Origin of the sequence: Halegenticoccus soli, assembly GCF_002844195.1 — an archaeon.
In the GTDB taxonomy this organism is placed as follows: Archaea; Halobacteriota; Halobacteria; order Halobacteriales; family Haloferacaceae; genus Halegenticoccus; species Halegenticoccus soli.
In genome coordinates, this window is the sequence record NZ_PEND01000003.1 from 187,053 (window position 1) to 207,870 (window position 20,818).

General features: G+C 57.0%; 16 protein-coding genes. 7 read left to right on the forward strand and 9 right to left on the reverse strand.

Annotated features, from left to right (window positions below; translation table 11 throughout):
- Window positions 1–72: 72 nt before the first annotated feature.
- From CNO20_RS09425 to CNO20_RS09435, 3 genes are all read left to right on the forward strand, one after another.
- The gene (locus tag CNO20_RS09425; RefSeq protein ID WP_101295900.1) at window positions 73–1,278 is read left to right on the forward strand and encodes an enolase C-terminal domain-like protein; all 1,206 of its coding nucleotides are present in this window, start codon (window positions 73–75) and stop codon (window positions 1,276–1,278) included.
- 13 nt (window positions 1,279–1,291) lie between these two features.
- A complete protein-coding gene (locus CNO20_RS09430) occupies window positions 1,292–2,323 on the forward strand; it encodes a TIGR03560 family F420-dependent LLM class oxidoreductase (RefSeq protein ID WP_101295901.1) in 1,032 nt (343 codons plus the stop codon).
- A gap of 271 nt (window positions 2,324–2,594) precedes the next feature.
- Window positions 2,595–3,359 carry an IclR family transcriptional regulator gene (locus CNO20_RS09435; RefSeq protein ID WP_101295902.1) on the forward strand — a complete coding sequence of 255 codons (765 nt, stop codon included), beginning with the start codon at window positions 2,595–2,597 and terminating at the stop codon, window positions 3,357–3,359.
- Between the two features lie 409 nt (window positions 3,360–3,768).
- On the opposite strand, the gene CNO20_RS09440 is transcribed toward CNO20_RS09435, so the two are convergent.
- Both CNO20_RS09440 and CNO20_RS09445 read right to left on the reverse strand, forming a co-directional pair.
- A complete protein-coding gene (locus CNO20_RS09440; RefSeq protein WP_101295903.1) occupies window positions 3,769–4,035 on the reverse strand; it encodes a hypothetical protein in 267 nt (88 codons plus the stop codon).
- Between the two features lie 4 nt (window positions 4,036–4,039).
- Window positions 4,040–5,668 (reverse strand): sodium:solute symporter family transporter, encoded by a 1,629-nt coding sequence (locus CNO20_RS09445; protein ID WP_101295904.1) that lies wholly within the window; start codon window positions 5,666–5,668, stop codon window positions 4,040–4,042.
- Between the two features lie 204 nt (window positions 5,669–5,872).
- On the opposite strand from CNO20_RS09445, the gene CNO20_RS09450 reads away from it, so the two are divergent.
- Entirely contained in the window at window positions 5,873–9,175 is a 3,303-nt protein-coding gene (locus tag CNO20_RS09450) for a family 78 glycoside hydrolase catalytic domain (RefSeq protein WP_233204054.1), read from the forward strand.
- Window positions 9,176–9,281: 106 nt separating this feature from the next.
- Here the strand turns inward: CNO20_RS09450 and CNO20_RS09455 are convergent, their stop codons facing one another.
- From CNO20_RS09455 to CNO20_RS09485, 7 genes are all read right to left on the reverse strand, one after another.
- Window positions 9,282–10,151 carry an amidohydrolase family protein gene (locus CNO20_RS09455; protein WP_101296188.1) on the reverse strand — a complete coding sequence of 290 codons (870 nt, stop codon included), beginning with the start codon at window positions 10,149–10,151 and terminating at the stop codon, window positions 9,282–9,284.
- Between the two features lie 2,062 nt (window positions 10,152–12,213).
- Window positions 12,214–12,435: a hypothetical protein gene (locus CNO20_RS22950; RefSeq protein WP_158237383.1), complete on the reverse strand. Its 222-nt coding sequence runs from the start codon at window positions 12,433–12,435 to the stop codon at window positions 12,214–12,216.
- 1,291 nt (window positions 12,436–13,726) lie between these two features.
- Window positions 13,727–14,056, reverse strand: a complete 330-nt coding sequence (locus tag CNO20_RS09465) for a HalOD1 output domain-containing protein (protein ID WP_101295907.1) — start codon at window positions 14,054–14,056, stop codon at window positions 13,727–13,729.
- A gap of 28 nt (window positions 14,057–14,084) precedes the next feature.
- Complete coding sequence (locus CNO20_RS22550; protein WP_143423172.1) at window positions 14,085–14,510, reverse strand: HalOD1 output domain-containing protein; 426 nt, start codon at window positions 14,508–14,510, stop codon at window positions 14,085–14,087.
- 32 nt (window positions 14,511–14,542) lie between these two features.
- Complete coding sequence (locus tag CNO20_RS09475) at window positions 14,543–15,004, reverse strand: DUF7344 domain-containing protein (RefSeq protein WP_101295909.1); 462 nt, start codon at window positions 15,002–15,004, stop codon at window positions 14,543–14,545.
- Between the two features lie 372 nt (window positions 15,005–15,376).
- Complete coding sequence (locus tag CNO20_RS09480; RefSeq protein WP_143423173.1) at window positions 15,377–16,315, reverse strand: hypothetical protein; 939 nt, start codon at window positions 16,313–16,315, stop codon at window positions 15,377–15,379.
- 205 nt (window positions 16,316–16,520) lie between these two features.
- Window positions 16,521–17,531 carry a hypothetical protein gene (locus CNO20_RS09485; RefSeq protein ID WP_143423174.1) on the reverse strand — a complete coding sequence of 337 codons (1,011 nt, stop codon included), beginning with the start codon at window positions 17,529–17,531 and terminating at the stop codon, window positions 16,521–16,523.
- Window positions 17,532–18,455: 924 nt separating this feature from the next.
- On the opposite strand from CNO20_RS09485, the gene CNO20_RS09490 reads away from it, so the two are divergent.
- From CNO20_RS09490 to CNO20_RS09500, 3 genes are all read left to right on the forward strand, one after another.
- Window positions 18,456–18,782, forward strand: coding sequence for a Fic family protein (locus CNO20_RS09490; RefSeq protein ID WP_101295912.1), 327 nt, complete (start codon window positions 18,456–18,458; stop codon window positions 18,780–18,782).
- Window positions 18,783–18,815: 33 nt separating this feature from the next.
- Window positions 18,816–18,965: a hypothetical protein gene (locus tag CNO20_RS22955; protein WP_158237384.1), complete on the forward strand. Its 150-nt coding sequence runs from the start codon at window positions 18,816–18,818 to the stop codon at window positions 18,963–18,965.
- Window positions 18,966–19,452: 487 nt separating this feature from the next.
- Window positions 19,453–20,799 (forward strand): amidase, encoded by a 1,347-nt coding sequence (locus CNO20_RS09500; RefSeq protein ID WP_101295914.1) that lies wholly within the window; start codon window positions 19,453–19,455, stop codon window positions 20,797–20,799.
- Window positions 20,800–20,818 lie beyond the last annotated feature (19 nt).

Genomic DNA, 20,818 nt, shown 5'->3' on the forward strand with positions numbered 1-20,818 from the left:
CTCCGGGTCATAAACGCTTATGTGAGCAGTGAACACACTCGGTACCGAGTTGATGGGAGTGACCATTCAGTCATGGAGATAACGAACGTAGACGTCACGAAGGTCAGTACCGAGTCCTGGGGCGAATTCGTCGAATTTCCGCTCGTCACGGTCATGAGTAAGTTCGACGAGTACAACAACGCCGACGGCGACAACCCACAAGCACGCCGGAAGTGGATGGGGCCGGTCGGCGACGTCGTTGTCGAAGTCAAAACGGACGCTGGCATCACCGGTATCGGCGTCGGTAACTGGGCAACAGGTTCGATCGAAACCATCGTCGAAGAGACGCTCTCGAAGCTGATCGTCAGAGAGGATCCCCGCGAGCGTGAACGCCTGTGGGATACGATGTACCGTGCGACGATCCCCTTCGGCCGAAAGGGTGCCGCCGTTGAGGCTATCAGTGCCGTCGACCTCGCGCTTTGGGACATCGCCGGCAAGGAAGTCGGCAAGCCCGTGTACGAACTTCTCGGCGGTCCCGTCAAGGAGGAGATCGCCTGTTATGCGAGCAACCTTCACCCGGTCGATCACGAGAAACTTGAGCGAGAGGCACTCGACTACGCGGAGAAGGGCTTCGACGCGATGAAACTGCGCTTTCGATACGGGCCCGAGGCTGGTCGCGTGGGAATGAAAGAGAACGAGAAGATTGTGAGGACTGTCCGCAATGCCGTCGGCGACGACATCGCGGTCGCCGGCGACGCCTACATGGGTTGGAACGTCCGGTACGCCAAGAAGATGGTAAAACGCCTGGAACGCTATGACATGGAGTGGATCGAAGAGCCGGTCATCCCGGACGACATCGACGGCTACGCCGAGGTCCGCGAGGCTTCGAACGTGCCCATCTCCGGCGGTGAACACGAGTTTACCCGATGGGGACATAAGGAACTTATCGAGCGCGGGGCCGTGGACATCCTCCAACCCGACGTCCACCGTTGTGGCGGGCTGACCGAATTACTGCGGATTGACGCCATGGCGAGCGCTCACGACGTGCCGGTGGTCCCCCACTCCGGGACGAACCCTCATCTCCACTTCATCGCCGCGTCGACCAACTCACCGATGGCCGAGTATTTCCCCATTCCCGAATGGTACGCCGAACGCGAGAGCGAGAAGAAATCGACCTACGCTGACGCCATCTACGCCAATCCGCCGCAGGCCGAAGACGGCGTCATCCCGCTACCCGACGGGGTTGGTCTCAGTTCGGAGGTCAACCGTGAAGCGTTAGAACACCACGAGGTCGAGTGATCCTGCCACACAGATGACCGACATTACGTTCGAATACAACGTGCCGGTGTTCGCCGGAGCGCCCGACGAGGGGTCCGAACCGGTCCACCGGGACACGCCCTGCTACGAGGCACTCGACTGGGAGACGACGAAGAAGGGCATCCTGAAGGCTGAGGACCTCGGCTTCGATGCCGCGTGGGCGCCGGATCACCTGCTGCTCGGACGTGACAGTGCCGAGTACGAGTGCTGGACGCTGCTCTCGGCGATGGCTGGCTTCACAGAGGAGATCAACATCGGCTCGCTAGTACTGTGCAACGACTACCGCAACCCGGCACTGGTCGCCAAGATGGCTGCGACGCTCGACGTGATCTCTGAGGGCCGCCTCGAGCTCGGTCTCGGGGCCGGCTGGCACGAACCCGAGTACGACGCCTACGGCTATGAGTACCGCGATGGCTTCGAGCGATTGATGCGCCTCGACGAGGCCATCCGACTGATGAAAGAGATGTGGGCCGCGGAGCCCGGCGAGGGAGCCTCCTTCGATGGCGACCACTACGAAATCGACGATGCCTATTGCGCCCCCGGCCCTATCCAAGAGCCCCATCCGCCGATTCTCGTTGGCGGACAGGGCGAACAGGTGACGCTGAAGCTTGTCGCCAATCACGCGGACATCTGGAACACTGACGTCTTCAATGGTAGACCGAAAACGCTTGAACACAAAATAGACGTCATTGAGCGCCATTGCGACACCGTTGGCCGAGATCCCGATGAGATCGAGTACTCGTGGGACGGCCACGTCATCTGTACCCGCGAGTCCGAGAAACTCAAACGGGTGCTCGATCTCATGATTCCCATCCAGTTCGAAGAGGAGTACGTCGACCAGGCCGATATCGAAACCGAGGCGGATGCCAAGGAGTACTTCGTCGCAGGAACGCCCGAGGAGTGCGCAGAGGCGATTGAACGACGAATAGAGCGCGGTATCACGAAATTTCAATGCTGGTTTGTCGACTTCCCAGACATTGGCGGCATGGAACTGTTCGCAGACGAAGTAATCTCACAGTTTGACTAAACTACGGAGACGCAACTCGGGGGAGCTTCTATCTGCGCTCCCTTTTGGCGCTCTGTTCGTCTCGCTCGTACTACCGTTTTTCTACACTCATTGTCGAACTATTCGATCAGCCACCTAGAATTAGCCATTATTCATCAGTGGAACCGTGTTTGTTATCGCGGAGAAAATGTCCTCAACGAACTCGGCTTCGAGGAAAGGAATAAAAGCTAGAAGACAGTTATCCGGGATGACCGGACAAGGATTAAGTGGTGGTGCCACCACTTGGTAGCAGATGCCAAAACAGGCCCAATTTCCGGTGAAGGCTGCGGCGACGAGTTTCAGAATCATCGAAACGTTGCGTGCGCTTGACGGTGCGGGCGTCGCCGAGGTTGCCGACGAGCTCGATATGCCGAAGAGCACGGTTCACGACCACCTCAAGACGCTGACCGACATCGAATACCTCGTTAACATTGACGGGACTTACTACGTCGGTGCGCGCTTTCTGGAACTCGGGGGATATGCTCGGAGCCGGATGAAACTGTACCGCGTTGCCTCACCGGAGATCAAGAAGTTAGCCGAGAAAACGGGCGAGCACGCCAATCTGCTGATCGAAGAACACGGAATGGGCGTCTTCCTCTACAAGGTCAAGGGCGAAGAGGCTGTCCAACTCGATACCCACGTCGGCATGCGCGTGCACCTCCACACGGCGGCACTGGGGAAGGCAATCCTTGCGAAGCTCCCGGAAGAGCACGTCGACGCGATCATCGATCGACGCGGACTGCCCGGCGTAACGCAGAAGACGATCACGGACACAGACGAATTAAAAGAGCAACTCGAAACCGTCCGCGAGCGTGGATACGCGATAGACGATGAGGAGCGGGTTCGAGGAATGCGCTGTGTCGCAGCTCCGATCTGTGACCCCTCAGATACGCCTCTCGGCGCTATCAGCGTTTCCGGTCCGACAAACCGGTTCGATGGGGAGGTTTTCGAAGACCGAATCCCGAAAAGCGTTCTGAGTGCCGCAAACGTCGTCGAAGTCAACATGACCTACTCCTGACTTCATCCGGTAACACCGGACAGTGTGGAGTTACACACGTAGGGCAGTAATCCCCGTGTTGTAATTGTTAGCAACGGCCAGAACTCCCTAACTGGTGATACGGCCGCTGTCCTGTTTTGACGGGAACTGAGGGTCCGAGCGGCCGTAGCACTGACTGACTGAGGCGGCTACTTCGTCCGACAATACCGGATAACGGCACCGCTCTCCCCATTAGAGCTTTAGAACGAAGAACGTGAACTCTTGGGCTGACCGCGTGATTTGATGGAAGCCGTAGACGTTATGAAGGCGGGGCCATCGCTCCACGCCTCTACGAGCCGGCCAAAGCGCTCGTAGGCTTTGGCCGACTTGGGACAGGAAATATGCTCGAAAAAGCCGGTATCGGTCGCTATTCGTTCAGAGTCGACTGAGCTTACGGGAATCCGGCACGGCGGAGGAAACCTGCTCCGATGAGCAAGTAAATACCGCCGGTGATGACGTTCATCGCGGTGGGGTTCCACGGCGAGTCCGTGGGCATCTCGGTGACGATCGGAGTTACGAGGACGAGAATTCCCATGGTGAGAATGATCGTACCGGCGAACAGTTCGATCGGGAGATCGTACTCGTCGTCGGTCTTTTGAATCGTCGATAGGTCGCTTGCCTGTCCGTCCTTCGTTGAGGTACCGTGTTGGTCCTGCATGGTTTCACACCTGGAAGATGACTATCGCCGCAACGAGCGTCAGTAGCCCGACGGCTATGGTTGTGAGTGCGGTTCGCTTGACGCGGGAGGAGACCATCGTCTCCGTAGTCGAGGACGAATCCGAGAAGTTAGTCGGTGTTTCTTCGTCTTTCCGGGTCGTGAACGCGCTCACGATGCCTACGATGACCACCACCAAGATGAGGGAGTAGAGCGACCGGGAGTACACCGCCTCATGGCCGAGTTCGAACCCCATGAAGACGCTGGTGGCGAGGCCCACTCCGACGCCGGTGAGTGCACCCGTCGTCGTCGCCCCGTCCCACAGTCCGCCGACGATTGCGACGGCGGCGAACGTGGGCATGATCGTTGCGAGTATCGACACTGCGACCAAGTACATGGAGTCTTGCTGGGAAAAAACGTACGCCATCGCGATACAGGCGATCATGAATACGATACCCGCCATTCGACTTACCCTCACGTAGTGATCGGGCGAGCGATCCGAGGCAACGTACCGCCGATAAATACGCTCAGTCAGTAACGTCTGGAAATTGTTGAGCTGTGAATCGACGCTAGAAAGAACGCCGGCGAGCAATCCAACGATCACAACGCCGTAGAGGCCGGGCGGCATGACATCCTGAATGAGCATCGGCATCGCGTGATCAGCAACCTCGAGGTTTGGGTACAACACGGCCGCTGTCAAACCGGGAATGAGGATGAACAGCGGAACGAGAACCGCGTACCAGATGCCCGTATACAGATACCCGATCTGAGCGGATTCGGCGCTCTCGGCCGCGAGCGGGCGCTGGAGAATCTGGGACTCCGCGCTCCAGTAAGAAATTGAGGACGCGAGAAAGCCGAAGTACAGGAGAAACATGGCGACTGGACCGCCGAACGGAAACTCGGCCGCGAGAGGGTGCTCCGTGGGCGTCATGGACGCTTGATACGGTTCGAGCCCCTGGAGGAGTCCCGGTATTCCGCCGACCATTTTCAACGAGATCGGGAGGAGTAACGCCAGCGGGACGAACATGAGGACGAACTGGATGGTATCAGAACCGGCAACGGCGCCGAACCCGCCGAGAATCGTGTATGCGGTCCCGATGAAAACTACAACGCCGATCGAGAACCAGAGATCCCATCCGAGCAGCGTGTTCAGGACGAGCGATCCAGCGTAGATGTACAGTCCCATGTTGACGAACATCCAAACGAACGTCCAGATGAAGTCGTACGTGTCCCCCACCGGGCTCGCGAACCGTTCGTTGAGCCATTCGCCCAGTGAAAAGGCCTGTATCTGCCTGATGAAGGGAATGATTGCGATCGTCGCGAACACGATCGCGATCGCGTTGGTAATCGGGCCTAACAGGACGATAATACCGAACGCGTACGCGAATCCAGCGAGGCCGAGGAAATCGTTTGCGTTTAGATTCGTCGCCACCGTGGAGAAAGCCTGGACCAGCGGTGGGAGGGATCGATCTGCGAGGAACGTGCTCGCCGAGTTGACGGTGTTTTGGCGCATATACGCCCCGAAAACGATCAACCCCAGGAGGAACACGCTAATCGCGGTCCACTCCGTCACAACGAGCGTTTGGCTTCCTAAAGTCTGTACTACGGCCGCGCCTAGTATGCCAGGTGCTGTCATTGACCATCGGATAAAGTAGATTCCCACATATTATAATTTACGGTACCGTGTACGCCGAACGTACATACCGGGACGCTCCGCCAGTTCACATGAACGCCGCTTCGCAGTCCTCACTGAATGATCCGATCGATTGGTTCTCGCCGAATGAACCGTCAACCCAACATCTAAGTCACGCTACTACGAACCACGCACCCTATGCCGCCAATGTCCAGGAGGGAGCGCTCCGTAGACGTGGACGACCTTCGAGTCGAATACGAGACCAACCCGATCAATGTCGAGCCGACCGAACCTCGGTTTTCGTGGCGTGCGAACTCATCCGATCGAGGGGCGAAACAAACCGCCTATCGAATCCTCGTCGCCCGGAGCCCGGATGCTGCAGCCGAAGAACGCGGCGAGCTATGGGACACCGGTAAGGTGTACAGTTCTAAGACGACGAACGTCACCTACGATGGAACGAAGCTAGACTCGAATGCGGATTATTACTGGACGGTTCGCGTCTGGGACGAGAACGATCGGCCGTCGGAATGGGCCGACGTCGCAACGTTTTCAACGGCGTTAGCAGGTGACCGGGCGTGGGAGGGAGGATGGATCGGATACCGCCCTGACGGCGGAGATTCAAACGGATACGTGAGCCGATGGCATCCCGCCGACACTGACGCTGAGGAGTGGATTCAAGTCGACCTCGGCGGTTCACAGCCGATCGACCGAGTCGAACTTTACCCGGCGAACCCGTTCAACGGCCCCGAAACCCCAGACGGAATGGAAGTCTCGGCGGTGTACGCTGCGGGCGATCCGCCCGGAGAATTCGCCGATGCGGGCGGTCCGAGTGGGTTCGGATTCCCCGTCCGCTATCGTATCGATGTTTCCGACGATCCAACTTTCGAAGACTCGCGGACGGTGGTCGACCGAACGGACACGGCACAGGAAAACCCCGGAACGGACACCGTCGCTATCGATACCGACGTCTCGGCGCGCTACGTTCGGATTACGGCGACCGAGCTCTACGAGTTTGACCCGTCTGACCCTCCAAGCGATCCGTTTCACCAGCTGAAGACTGAGTACGTAGGTGAGGAGCGTCGGGCCTGGCGGACGTTTTCGCTCGCAGCACTAGCAGTTCGCGACGCGAACGGCGACGACCTCGCGCTGGGCCGACCGGTCGAAGCCTCGTCAAGCACTGAGGAGGACGGCTGGGGCGGCCAGCGTCTCGTCAACGGGTACTACGAGTCACGAACCGCTCCCGGCTCGCCGCTCTTGCGATCCGAGGTCACTCTCGGCGGCGAGGTCAAGCGTGCGATGGCCCACGTGTGCACGCTAGGGTACGGGGAGTTGTACGTCAACGGCAAGAAGATCAGTGACGACGTACTCAATCCCGGCTGGACGAAGTACGATGAACGGGCCTTATATAGCACGTATGACGTCGCGGACGCACTCGAAGAAGGCGAAAACGCCCTCGGTATCTGGTTGGGCAGGGGATGGTTCTCCAGGAATGCCCGTGACTGGACCGGATTCGGCGCTCCGCGGGCGATACTCCAACTCGAGATCGAATACGAGGACGGGACGACGCGATCCGTCTCGACCGACAGCTCTTGGCGGGCATCACAAAGTCCTATCGTGATGAACGACATCTACGACGGGGAGACGTACGACGCACGACTTGAGCAGCCAGGCTGGGCAGAGCCAGGGTTCGACGACGCCGAGTGGGACGGGGCGACGGTAGTCGACTCTCCCGGCGGGGACCTCGTTCCGCAACGGACGCCACCGATTCGGGTGACCGAGACGCTCAACCCCGTCGAAGTACACGATCACAACGACGGTCCGATTATCGATTTCGGTCAGAATCTCGTTGGGTGGGTCGAACTGACAATCGACGGTGCGAGCGAAGGCGACGAGATACGGATCCGACACGCCGAGACCTTACTCGAAGACGGAAGCCTCTCGTTAGTGGATCTTCGAACAGCTGATGCGACTGATACGTACATCGCTGCCGGATCGGAGTGCGAGACGTACCACCCTCGATTTACTTACCACGGATTCCGCTACGCTCAAGTGGAGAACTATCCCGGTGAGTTAGCTCCGGAAGACGTGCGCGCTCGCGTCGTCCACACCGACGTGAGATCGATCGGATCGTTCGATTGTTCGAACGAAGACTTGAGTCAGGTCCAGCGAAACGCTCGGTGGGGGCTGCGAGGAAATATACACAGTGTGCTGACAGACTGTCCCCAGCGGGACGAACGATTCGGCTGGACAGGGGACAATCACATCGCGGCGCGCGCACTGATGTACAACTTCGATGCACTGCTCTTCTACGAGAAGTGGCTTGACGACCATGCCGACGCACAGTCCGAACACGGATACATCGCTGATACGATTCCGTACGGGTACGGAACAGTGCCAGAGGATCCGACGTGGGGAATCACCCAAGTTACGATTCCTTGGCACCTGTACCGACACTACGGGGATGTGGGCGTCCTGGAATGCCATTACGAGGGAATGCGACGGTACGTCGACTACTGGCACGACCAGTCAGATGACGGCATCGTTCCGGACGAGTACGGCAATTACGGCGACTGGCTCGCATTCGAGAACAACGACGGACGACGCGGACTACCGTTCGATCTGTTCAATACGGCGTTCCACTACCACACGACGCACTTGTTCGCGAAGATCGCAACTGTCTTGGGCAACAATGCGGATGCCGAGCTGTACGCTACTCGCGCCGGACAGATTGCGGAAGCGTTCAACGAGGCGTTTTTCGACGCTGACGGGGGACAGTACGGGCCGGGAACGCAGGCGTCATACGCTGTCCCCCTCTTCGTGGGATTGGTACCGGACGAACGCGAAGAGGCTGTCGCGGCAGGTCTGGCGGAGAAAGTTCATTCCGACGGGAACAAGCTTCAGACTGGCTTCCTCGGGACGCGACCGCTGATCCACACGCTCGTCAATTACGGATACGAGGAAATCGCTTACCAAGTCGTGAGTCAGCCCGAACGGCCCGGCTGGGTGTACATGGTTCGACAAGGGGCGACGACGATGTGGGAACGGTGGGACAGCGATTCCCGGATCGGTGACGGAATGAACTCGTTCAATCACTCTCCGTTCAACTTCGTCTCGGAGTGGCTCTTCGAAGCGATTGCAGGGCTCCGATTCGACGAATCTGCCGATGACACGAGTGGACTACGGATCGCGCCGCTCATTATCGACGATCTAGACTGGGCCGAAGGAGAGATTGAGACGAAGAACGGGCGGCTGTTCTCTCGATGGGACCGTACGGACGACGGAATCACGCTCGAAGTCGAAGTGCCGTGGAACTCGGTCGTCACGGTCCGAATCCCGATCGAGAGGAACGACATCACGGTAACCGAACTCGAAGGTGAAGTCTGGAACGACGGCGCCAAAGCGAGGCTTCCGGATGGGATACGACGCGTATTCGACGAAAACGAGGCGATCGTGCTGGAGGTCGAGTCGGGATCGTACCGATTTGACGTCGTGAATTATCCCACCCGGTGACCTCCTGAACTCAGCTCATAGCATCGGTTTTCATCGTCTTTTTCGACCGGCTACAGAGCTCGGCGTGTGAACGACCAGTTCGCTCCGAATTCGAGCTCCGACGGAGTTACCTGACGTCGACAAGCCGTCGGAATGCTTTTTCAGTTATCCATTCCCGGTCGGCAGTCGAGAGGCCATCGACGTACTCAATCCACCGAAGACTCTCCTCGTAGGTAGCGATGTCACTGACGTTCGGATAATCGGAGCCCCAGATGACCCGTTCCTGTCCGAAGGTCTCGAGTAACCACCGGACGTGGTCGTGCATGTCCTCGTAGGGAAACGCCTCGTTCGACAGGTGTGGGATCTCCGAGACTTTGACGGTGACGTTTTCGTACTCGGCGAGGTCAGCAAATCGACTGAACGATCCTTCCTCGGGAGACACGGTAGGATCGGCGTGAGCGAAGTGGTCGAACGCGTACGTCAGGTCAGGATAGGTTTCGACGAGTTCGACTGCTTGATCCAGTTGCTCTCGGTGTGCGAGAATCTGAACGAACGCATCCGTCTGCCGTGCCGCCTCCCAGAACTCCGTTTCGTTGATCGCGTCGCGAAGCCACGTTACGTCAGGGTCAAACGTTTCCCACATTCGATCATAGGGGCAAATCGCACCGAGGCGAAAGCCAATCACACCGTCGACGGCCATCGATTGGCGGAGTTCGTCCGCAGCACCGTCGGCGAACTGGTCGAGCAGTACGACGCCGTAGAGGCGGTCGTGGCCGGCGGCGCGTTCAGTGTACCAGTTGTCCGTCCACTCGCCGATCGGATAGCCGACGACGACGGCCTCGTCAACGCCGACTTCGTCCATGTCCTTGAGCAGTGCCTCGCTCCGGTAGACGGTGCTCACCGAAAAGCTATCGACGTACTCCTCAACTAATGGGCCGTTCGTCCACGGATGCTCCGGCGTCGGCGGTCCCCAGGCGTGAGTGTGTGTATCGAGCACCATGCGGCCGCACGTACTCATAAAAGACTCCTAAGTCTTCCTTCTCTTTACTGGGCTGTAGACCGCGCCCGTCCGGAGCGTTACACAATCAACGCCACTTAATGGTGAGCTCTTGACACGCAGAGTTATCGTTTAGTACTGTCGACCTCTGACGCGTTTTTGGCCTTGCGTACGCGGAGATCATCCGTTTACTTGTACACCTTTTAAACCCCCACCGCTCCACCGATCGAGATTCGATATAGAATACAGACGATGGAGGGTTTCCTGTGCACTCCATTTCAGGTATTCCACGAACGGCTAATTGATCTTAAAATTCAGTCAAAAACTGATCAAACCGATCTCTCACTCGAAATGGGGTAGTCATAGAATTACGACCCGAACAGCAAGGATCGTCCTCGCTATTCTGCACACGCAACCCTGGGACCAACCGAGTGCCTACCGTCAGCAAAGTCTAAGATTCAAACGAGATTCTATTTAAGAAAACAACCTGAGGAGAACAACGATCTGAACGGATTTAGGAGGCCTCTACAAATGTATCTGCACAATATCCCCGATTGCGAACTTTGGAAAAATCAGATTCGAATCAAAAAATACAGTTACGAAATAAATGACTATTCTCGTTTAGATCCTCTTTAGTACGCCCTATGAAAGCAGTAATTCCATGCTTATTTCGACAGTTCGCGTTTCCAGCCAGGAGCACGGAGAAGGCTCTGTTAGAACAACAAACGGCCTATTAAGCCACCTAAAGGAGTTTCACAGGAATTAGAGCAGACACGTCGACTGAGTACCTCTCGTTGGCGTTGAAGACTGGCGTCGTTTGATTACTTTTGTTGTCCAGCATCCCTAGAACTCACCGCAGTTGTTTTGAACTATCGCCACCTCACCGACGAGATGTCCTTGCTCGTGGTAGGCCTATCTAACGAAAGATAACTGCCTTCACGATTACGAACTATAGTAAATACAGGGAGTTATAGAATTGCAGGCGAGAAAACCTACGGCTTGAGTCGTGGGATGAATCGCCGTCTTTGTCGTGGAAACGCTTACGATACTTCCCGCCGTCTATTGTAGTATCGGACGAACACAACCAACAACAACCAAAAGAGCGGAAGGTAGACCCCTTCTGGCGCGTCCGAGTGCGACTCAAAGCAAGTAACTCCGAATCTGACGACGACGTGTTTTCGGTCCCGCCGGAACCGAAACGACGGGTTAGAACACGTTGAGGATAGGAGTACCGGTAGCGTGGCACTGCCAGCAGTCCACCAATACCCTCACGGGACTGCGCTCGGAGATTCCAACTCCGACTGCGGTGGTGGAGTGCAAACCTGCAAACACCCAACTCAGCAAGAACGGCTTGTGGGAAGCCCACGACTTCAGTTGTGGGAGGATGTCACTGCCGAGTGGTACGCAGACGCACTCGCCGAAAACGGTCTTTCACTCACGGCTACCCGGGAACAAGATCTCCTTGATGCGAATGAAACCCGCTTACGCTGACAGGGACTCCGCGAGTTCGACGATGATGAGATTCTCTTTGAGATCCCGCTCTGACTTGCCAAAGTGAAAACCGCCTTCACAAAGGGTGCAACTCCCTACAAAGTTCATCGGGCGACTTGAGAGAAAAACCAAGAAGGCGATTCTACTCGCCGACTCAGCACTTGCTCATCCATTATTGAAACGCATGCACCAAATTGAGACACTCGAAACAAGGCCCAATGAACTCTCTACAGATGCAGACGAATCGGATTTCCATTCATGGCTTAAAATTCGTCTTGCAAACCACCGACAGCAGTTTGAGGCTGATCGAGCAACAACTAGCTCAACCGATGAGTGCCTTCCAAAATCTCAAATCGAACATTAGCGGAGAGTTGCGAGAACGCTTCGATGACGCCGTGCACAAGACTCTCACTGTCGAACAACGGTATCACACATACTTCGACACGGGAACCCACAACTTTAGCGGCCACAGGGTTATCCCACTTCGGCTCCTCCGTCCTACATGGCCGACACGAAAAAAAGCCGAGACAAGAAAGCTCACGATAAAGAGAATCGACAGCGAGAGCGGGAATTAGCGGAGGCGCGTGATCGTCTCAATGAAGCTGAGCCGCCACGCGACGATCACGATGAAGAAGACGAAACCCAACCCGAAGAGGGAAACTCCCCGGACCCTCCTCGTACGTGTCACCGTCGGGGCTGCGAAGAGCCTGCAACCTTTGTCGTCCTTGAACGGTATCAAGAGGAAACAGGACACGGTGCCGTCGAGGCAGAGGCCCTCCTCTGTCAGGAGCATACCGTCGAGGAGCATCCTGTGAATCTTGACGGTGCTTATGCGGACTATGTATTCCGCATTAAGCCACTTCCGGAAGCAGAGAGCACCTTCAACACCTGATCTGGTTTTAACAGGTCACTGATCATTGCCGTCGCTCCCGGATGTTCTGTGCCCTCAGACGAGATTTGTGAAGCAGCGCCTTTAACTCCGGAATACTGGAGTTTACGAAGAAGAGTTCCTCGTCTTCTTCTCTCTCGTAAGCTACCCACGACTTTAGTCGTGGGCTTTCCCCCGATGGGTTTCGGCCCACGCTTCATCCGCCGTCGAAGGCCCGGCTTCCTGCATCCGAGTTGGGCAGCGGGTCGGAGTGTGTGCTGCGACCTCGCTTACCGAACCCGCGTCGGAAGTTGTCCCGCCGATTTCATTCCCGGTGTTCTCGCGCTCTATCCCCACGCGGGGAACGGGACTCGCACCCGTTCGCGGTCACAGTCCCCGAGTTCGGGGCCGGCCTACTCTCGACCCGTACAGGCAACGACTTGTGCGTCACCTGACTGTCATGGCAGACGTTCACATGATACCTAAACCTGTCGAAACTCGGCTAAACAACCGTGTATTGGCTGTTGAGTACCCTGTCGGCTTCCTCCCACGACTTGAGTCGTGGGGTTCGCCTCGAATGTCATCCGAATCGCCTTGTGCGTCGACGGCAGCTTCAATCCGATTTTTTCTCGATCAATAGGTGCCGCTGTGAGATTCTGCTCGACGATCTCTGAACCTACTTCAGGGCCTCCGTCAGTCGAAGGCGTTCTCAAACGGAGTCGGACCAAAGACGAGACCCCGGAGAGGGAACTGGCGTGCTGGCGACACAACCTATCCATCTGAGGGGTGCTGACCCCAGCGGAAGAGACCTGGTTGAATCGGTGGCGAGTACGCTGGTCTCTCCCACTAACTCGGTGGGTGACCATCAGTAAAAATCGTGATGGCCAACGCTCTCTTGTTGACTACTCTCGGACGGTATTCTGAGAGGCCGTTGTGAAGATGTGCGGGGGCCGGTTTGCTAATACAGTTATTCAACTAACCCATGAGCGGCTTCTACCGGCGTTTGGCTTGCCTTCTGAGTGGGATCCGTTGCAGGGTTTCGGCACTAGGTTGTGTACCCCTTGAATCAAGCCAAATTTTTGATGTGCGATACCCCCTTCTCCCGAGACGTGCTACCACGGAGGTCGTATAGGAGTTGAAACGTATCCCAGAACACGGCACATATCTTGGATGATCCTAATACTGATTCACAGTCACTCAGATGAATAAGCGAGAGTCACCCGGGCGGCCGTTCATACACCTGAATCCAGCCATTACTCTCAACAGTGATCTCATAGCCGTAAAATGAAAACTGGACCGCCTGAGGGTCAGCACTCGTCGGATCGGTAAACAAGGACTCTTCGAGAGCCACCGCGTCAATCGAGTCGTACAAGAACGGCGGTCCCGTGATGGACAGTAGGTCGACCTCTTCTGCTTTGGCGACGGCTTTGAGGATGGCAGCCGTCAAATCGTACGTCTCATCCAGGTCATAGTGATACTGACTGACGAGGCTCTCCAGCCGTGTCAGCGAGTCAGTTGATGAATCGGTCTCACGTTCGTCTGGCATGTTTCCAGTCTCCTTGGACGGACAGCCACTAGGCGTCTCTCTCAGCCGCTCCTTCCGTGGAGCGATCGAAGACAGTTACCCAACCGTCGGCTTCAATGCGCACCTTGTATTGCTTGTACTGGAATTCGACGGTCGCTTCCCTGTTGGTTTCGGTCGTCTCAGATTGGCCGAAGAGCGTGCGTTCGATGGTTGTGACGTCCACTAGTTCGTACAATCGTGGGTGCTTAATGTCGGTCAATGAGACGTCCTCGGCCTCGGCGATCGCACTGATAATCACGGTGGTCAAGTCGCGAGGCCCGCCAGGATCGTAATGGGCCTGTGTCACGAAGGTCCAACCTCTATCAGAGACTTCCCCGGGCGTCGGAGCATCCACTCGCCTTTCGGCGGATGCGGGTTCGGTTCTGGGATGGTCAGGCTCATACGAGGGACTTGAATTGGCTGATTTCTCGTCCATCGGTGTCACTCCTAGCTTAAGGTTTCTTGTGGTTACCCCTGGTCGTAGTCTCTCCGTGCGTGTGATTCCTGAGCAGCGTCGAGACTCGCCCCTGCCCCCTCGAGGACGGCGAGCACCTGCACGGCGTTCTCGTCTGCGACGAGTATCTCTTCAGTCTCGCCGTCCTCGACGTCGATGATATCCAATTTGACCAGCTTCGGGACGTGAGTGTGATACAGCGAAACGTACATCTCGTCGCGAGCGGTGTCAGTAACGTCCTCCTCGAGAATGTCTTGCTCCCAAGCGACGAGCTTCGTCGCCAACTTCCTGAGCGTCCAGCGCGAGCTCGAGAGGAGTGAATAGATGATGTACCGCCGTCTCGGATGGGCGAGCGCCTCATAGACGAAATCCAGTTCGAGGATCTCTGCAGGAGGCGGGTGAGCGCTCCGGATGTAGTCATCGACGCTTCGTTGCAGGTCCACCCCGTTTTCTGGCTGCTCCGAATCGTCAGTCATGCCTCATCGGTTGGTGCGACGCGGAGAAAAATTTGCCTCTACGTGTCAACGCGTTCCCAGGCATGCGGATTGTAAACTAACAGCGTATACTCGGTCGGTAGTGAACACCTTTCGCGTCGTGACGCACCCACCCAACTTGGAGACCGCTTGAGGTTCAGCACGGCCAGAGAGTGGCTTCTCGTAGGGTCTGCTGCGTTAGTCGAGATACCGCGGATGAACCCATACAAGATCGTCTCCATAGGTCAATCCACGCGCGTGCGTCACTCACGCTTGGCTCTCCGGGTTCGTATACGCCATGTTTGTCTAACTCGACAGCGACGAGCGTTTCCGCGGCGGTTGACCACACTGAATAGCCCGGTATGGGACTTCGGACTATTCGTCGACGAGTCGGGCGGGTCCTGGGGCGAACTCTGTGATTTCCGCCTGTCTGGTTGTATCACACAACGGCCGACATTCTGTCGAGAATTTCCCGACCGTTTGGCTAGTCGTTCCAACCAGATAGAGAGGAATGACGAAGGCTGCAATGTAAAGAATTGCGTACGACACCGATACTGAGATGATGATGTACCAGAATCCAATCGCCGGGCTCACGCTTGCCACTATCGGGTAGGTGGGGGCCACGACGAAGTTTACGAACAACGGTCGGCCTATTCGCCCTGCAGTCACGGAGAGCGTAATGGCTAATCCGAGAACGGCGTAGTCGCGGCTGAAGAATACGCCTGAATATTTCGTCAGCGGTAATAAGTCGCTCAGCCGTTCACGGCGGATATAGTAGAAAAATATCGCGCCCCACAGGTAGAACCCAGCGATGGAAGCAACGTAGTTACTAACTGGTACTCGTTCCGCAGCCGTCTGTCCGACGACGCCACTCCAAACGTCTCCGGTAAGGTCAACGACTGGGCCGAGCAGCGTTCCGGTCAGATAGTCTGTCGTGAAGTATAGTGCGAGCAGTATTACCACGACCTCGAAGCCAACGATAGTCCGATGGGGCCAAGTACCCTCCAGTATCGTGGCACGGCCGCCATTCAAGTAGTTACGGGCGATTTCGACGGCCACCCCGATTGCGGGAGCGGATGCGATGGCAACTAGCGGCAAATAAACGTCCCAGATATCAACCTGCCCGCGAAGCGGAAGGTCCACTACCGAACCATACCTCCAGAGTACCATCACTATACCCATATTTATCAGCATTACGTACCCGAATGAGAGGAAAAGTAATTGCTGATGGTGTGTTGACGCGTGTTTCGCTCGAACGAGCATCGCGTAACCGTGCAGAAAGAGCACTATCGCATCACGGATAACGCCAGTCACTCCCTTTAGATTCCGAATCGATTTTTGTATAGACTTTTTTCGATATACCGGTCTCGGCGGTGTGCGGGCCTGTATTGCCATGAATCTCATCGGCTGTAATGACAACCGCTAGTAGATAACGCACTACGAAATAATAAATAAATTGACGTAAGGGGCAGACAGTCCACAAAGCGGTCTTACGGACTCGACCTCCCGAAAGGGTTCTCTACCCACTCCGTGACGAGGGAGGGTTCTCCGACGCAAAGTCGGAGAGGTCCGTTTGAACCGTCGTATCGCATAGACACGGCCATTGAGTAGTGAATTTTTCGACCGATCGGGCGGTCATCCCGACCAAACAAAGGGGGATGAAGAAAACACAGAAATAGACGAGCGTATCTGCAAGCGTTAGCGAGAGGACTCCGAATACCAACCCCATAGTCGGGTTTATGGCTTCAACTGCTGAGTAGATAGGAGCTATGACGAGATTTACGAACCAGAAGCGGGTAAACACTGAGCCGAACCCAGAGAGCGTGATAGCTAGTCCGAGGACGGCGTAGTCTCGGCTGAAGAATACACCCGAGTATTTCGTCAGCGGGAGCAAATCACTGAGCCGTTCGCGACGGATGTAGTAGAAAAATATTGCACCCCACAGGTAGAACCCCGCCATCGACGCTACAAATTCGTGGAGGGCAAGTCGTTCTCCAATGGTTGGTCCGGCGATGCCTATCCAAATGTTTCTCGTGAGGACGACGACCGGGCCGAGCAGCGCCTCGATAAGAAGATCCGTCACGAAGTACAGTGAGAGCAGTATCGCAATGATCTCAACGCCGACGGCGGTCCGGTGGACCCAGCTGGTTCGTGGTAGGTGCGCGTGTCCATCACTTAAATACTCTCGAGAGATCTCGACGGCTATCCCGAATACAGGTGCGGAAAGGATAGCTACCAACGCATGGAAATAATCCATCGTCTCAATTCGCCCGGTGAGGGGGATGACCACTACAGAGATGTGTGTCGTTAAGAGGTACGACACACCTACTAACAATAGCCCAATATACACGACTGAAAAGACAATCAATCGCTGGTGTCGTTTCGATGAAAACAGCATGGTGAGGGCGTGCAGAAGGAGCAGTACTGCATTGCGGAGGATCCCTGTTACACCGGTCAACCGTTGAATCGTCCTCGTTAGTGGTTCCCTCCAATGTACTGACCTCCTTTCTACGTGTGTCTTTGTTCCCATGAATCTCACCACCTGCCGGGGCAACTGCTAGCAAACAACGTCAGCAAAGAACATAAATGGATTGACACTGTCGGTAGACAGTTCCCACCGCTATCCCCAACGTCACCACTTAGCCTCCGAGAAAGGTGTATGGTTTCCCGCGTTTACTGAAGTACGCGAAACGGTCACACGAGGATTGTCTGCAGGACATTGAAACCATTCTCGGTCACTCCGCGCGTGATATCCTCTCCGTCATAAACGACAGAGCATCCCACAAGACCGGTCTTGCTGAGGTGGGTGTTTGCAGGGTCGCACACTGACGAGGTGCTAGGAGTGCCACGCCCCGTTACTCCTGTCTCTGAGCCGCAGTTGGTCGGCCGTTTGGGTTCCAGACGACCGTGGGTTCACTTCGATTGCTGAGATTCGGAGGTCCTTGGGTGTTTAGCGTCGGTATCTGACGTATCCCGCTAGGGTACCATCGAGCTTCAGCCGGGGACCCGAATTTGCCCGATTGTCGCGGTATGGGCGCGGACATGCCACGTCGAATGGGCAAAAAACGTTCGGAGAACGCCTCAGTCTGCCGGTCTGGACAGGTTCGACCCGCGTGGCGATTCACGCCGGCCCTAAACGTCGAGATGATCTCGCCTAAAGGAGATAAAGACGCCAGCGGCAGCGCAGAGGATCCTTGACTCCCTCGCCCATCACAGTGCGTGTGATCCGGGAGATCGCCCGCTTCACTCTCAACTAATTCTTTCATTTATGTATAACTCATAAAATCAAATTGGCAGAAAAATTCCCCTCTATAACCCAACCTCTGAAACGATTGTTTTCAGAAAAGAAGTGGGTCTGTTCACTCGTAAAACTACTGTCTCACTCTACCACTCATCAGGAGTCCAAACAACGAATCGCGGAGTTCTTCTTAAACGCGAGAATATAACCGATTGAATGGCCGACGAGATCGTCTACCCGGAGGCGGACGTGATTCATGGGCTCCACGCTGAAATTGTGTCCGAAAGTGATGTAACAGACTCCGGGGTCCATTCACCGGGTGCGATAGAAGCGGCTGTCACATATGTCTCCGAGGGATACTTCGGGCAAGCACCGGAAACAATTCACGAGAAAGCGGTCCATCTCATGCGCTTACTCGTAGCACGACATCCGTTCGCCGATGGCAAGAAACGTACAGCCCTCAAGGCATTCGGGAGAGATGCAGAAGGCGTCGATATCGATGAGGTTGTATCGTACCTCGAAGCGCACACGAACAAAGAGTAAATACAGATGGCCCACCTATGGGAGAGTAAGCTCATGTCCAGCCTCGAAACGGACGACAAGAAGCGCCTTCGGGAACTCGCACGTAGTGACGACAAGGATGTCCGCGTGGAGGCGCAGCTTGAACTCGCGCGTCGTGAGCGAGAGGAAAACCGTGAGACGTACGAGAAGCTCGCTCGCGAATAGCCACGAGATAGTAACCAGCTGCAAGAAGCGCTCCCCGCTGTCAAGGTGTTCGTCTCGCAATTAGGGTGGTTGGAGAGCTCTCCGTTAGATGTCAGCGATGCACCATTGGAAGGGACGGTGCGGGAAGCACACGATACACAGTAGCACGCAGAATCGTCTGTTTGCCCAGCGCAACTCCGTGTCACGACCCGTGACCGGATCTCAACACGTCTAGTACTACAATCGCGGAGACTATCGTCGTCGACTGAGACGCCGCAAATCTACCGACCCGCTCGTGAATCCCCTCACTCTGGTGGGCGAGGAGACGGTCCGGGACGTGAGAAGCTCAAGCTATGAGATGGATTCTACGACACGCTTGACCCGCCCAAGTATTCCGGAGGTTATTCGCCCTTTAGGGCGATGAGGATGTCAAAGTGGTTGACTCAACCCTGGTTGAAGGCCGGCAGCACAATGTTAATCACGTCCGTACACGTGGTCGGGCCTATCGATGCCTGACGAGCATGGTGCACCGAGCGAGATACCCGCGGATACTGACGCTGCGGGTCTCGCCGAGGCCGCAGCGGGACTACGATCAGGCCGGCGTGACGTTGTCGCCTATGCCGAGGAACTGTACGACCGCACCGAAGCGGTCGAGCCGACCGTACGCGCGTTCGTGGCCGAGTCCGACCGACACGACCGGCTTACCGCGGACGCGGCGGCGCTCCGCGACCGCTATCCAGAGCCGCGCGACCGCCCGCCGCTGTACGGCGTTCCGGTCGGCGTCAAGGACATCTTCCACGTCGGCGGACTCCCGACGCGAGCGGGTTCCGACTTGCCGATTGCGGAGCTCACCGGCGCAGAAGCCAGTGCGGTCTCCGCGCTCCGAGAGGCCGGCGCGCTGGTGCTCGGTAAAACGGTCACCACCGAATTCGCGTACTTCGAACCGGGACCGACGCGAAATCCTCACGACCCTGACCACACGCCCGGCGGCTCCAGTAGCGGGTCGGCAGCTGCGGTCGCGGCGGGCGAGACGCCGCTCGCGCTCGGGAGCCAGACCATCGGCTCAGTCATACGGCCCGCGGGGTTCTGTGGGATCGTCGGCTTCAAACCGAGCTACGGGCGCATCCCCATCGATGGAGTCCTCCCGCTCGCCGAATCGGTCGACCACGTCGGCGCGTTCACCAGGAGCGTCGAGGATATGCGGCTGGCCGCGTCGGTACTCTGCGAGGGCTGGGAGACCGACGAGGCAGGCAGGGACGGGTCCCCCGTGCTCGGTGTACCGGCGGGTCGGTACCTCTCGCAGGCGTCCGAGGCTGGACGTGAACAGTTCGAGGCGCAGGTCGACGCGCTCGCCAGCGCCGGGTACGAGGTGCGTCGAGTCCAACTGTTCGAGGACATCGAGGCGCTCAACGAGCGTCACACCCGGCTCGTCGCGGCGGAAGCCGCGCTCGCGCACGCCGAGTGGTACGACGAGTACGGGGCCCAGTACGCCGAGGGCACCGTCGACCTGCTTCGCGACGGGTGGGAGGTTTCGGTCGACGAGCTGGCCGACGGGCGCGCAAGTCGGCGCGACCTCCGCACGAAGCTGGCCGATACGATGGTCGAAGAAGGCATCGACGTGTGGCTCAGTCCGTCGGCCCCGGGTCCCGCGCCCGAAGGGATCGACGACACCGGCGATCCGGTGATGAACCTACCGTGGACCCACGCGGGGGTACCTGCCGTCTCGCTTCCGGGCGGCTCAGTCGACGACCTCCCGGTCGGCCTGCAGTGCGCCGGCGCGTTCGGCGAAGACGAGCGGTTGCTTGCGTGGGCCGAGCAGATGGAGGCCACGCTCGACGAGTCCAGTCTCACCTAAGGCGCTCAATGGCATGCTC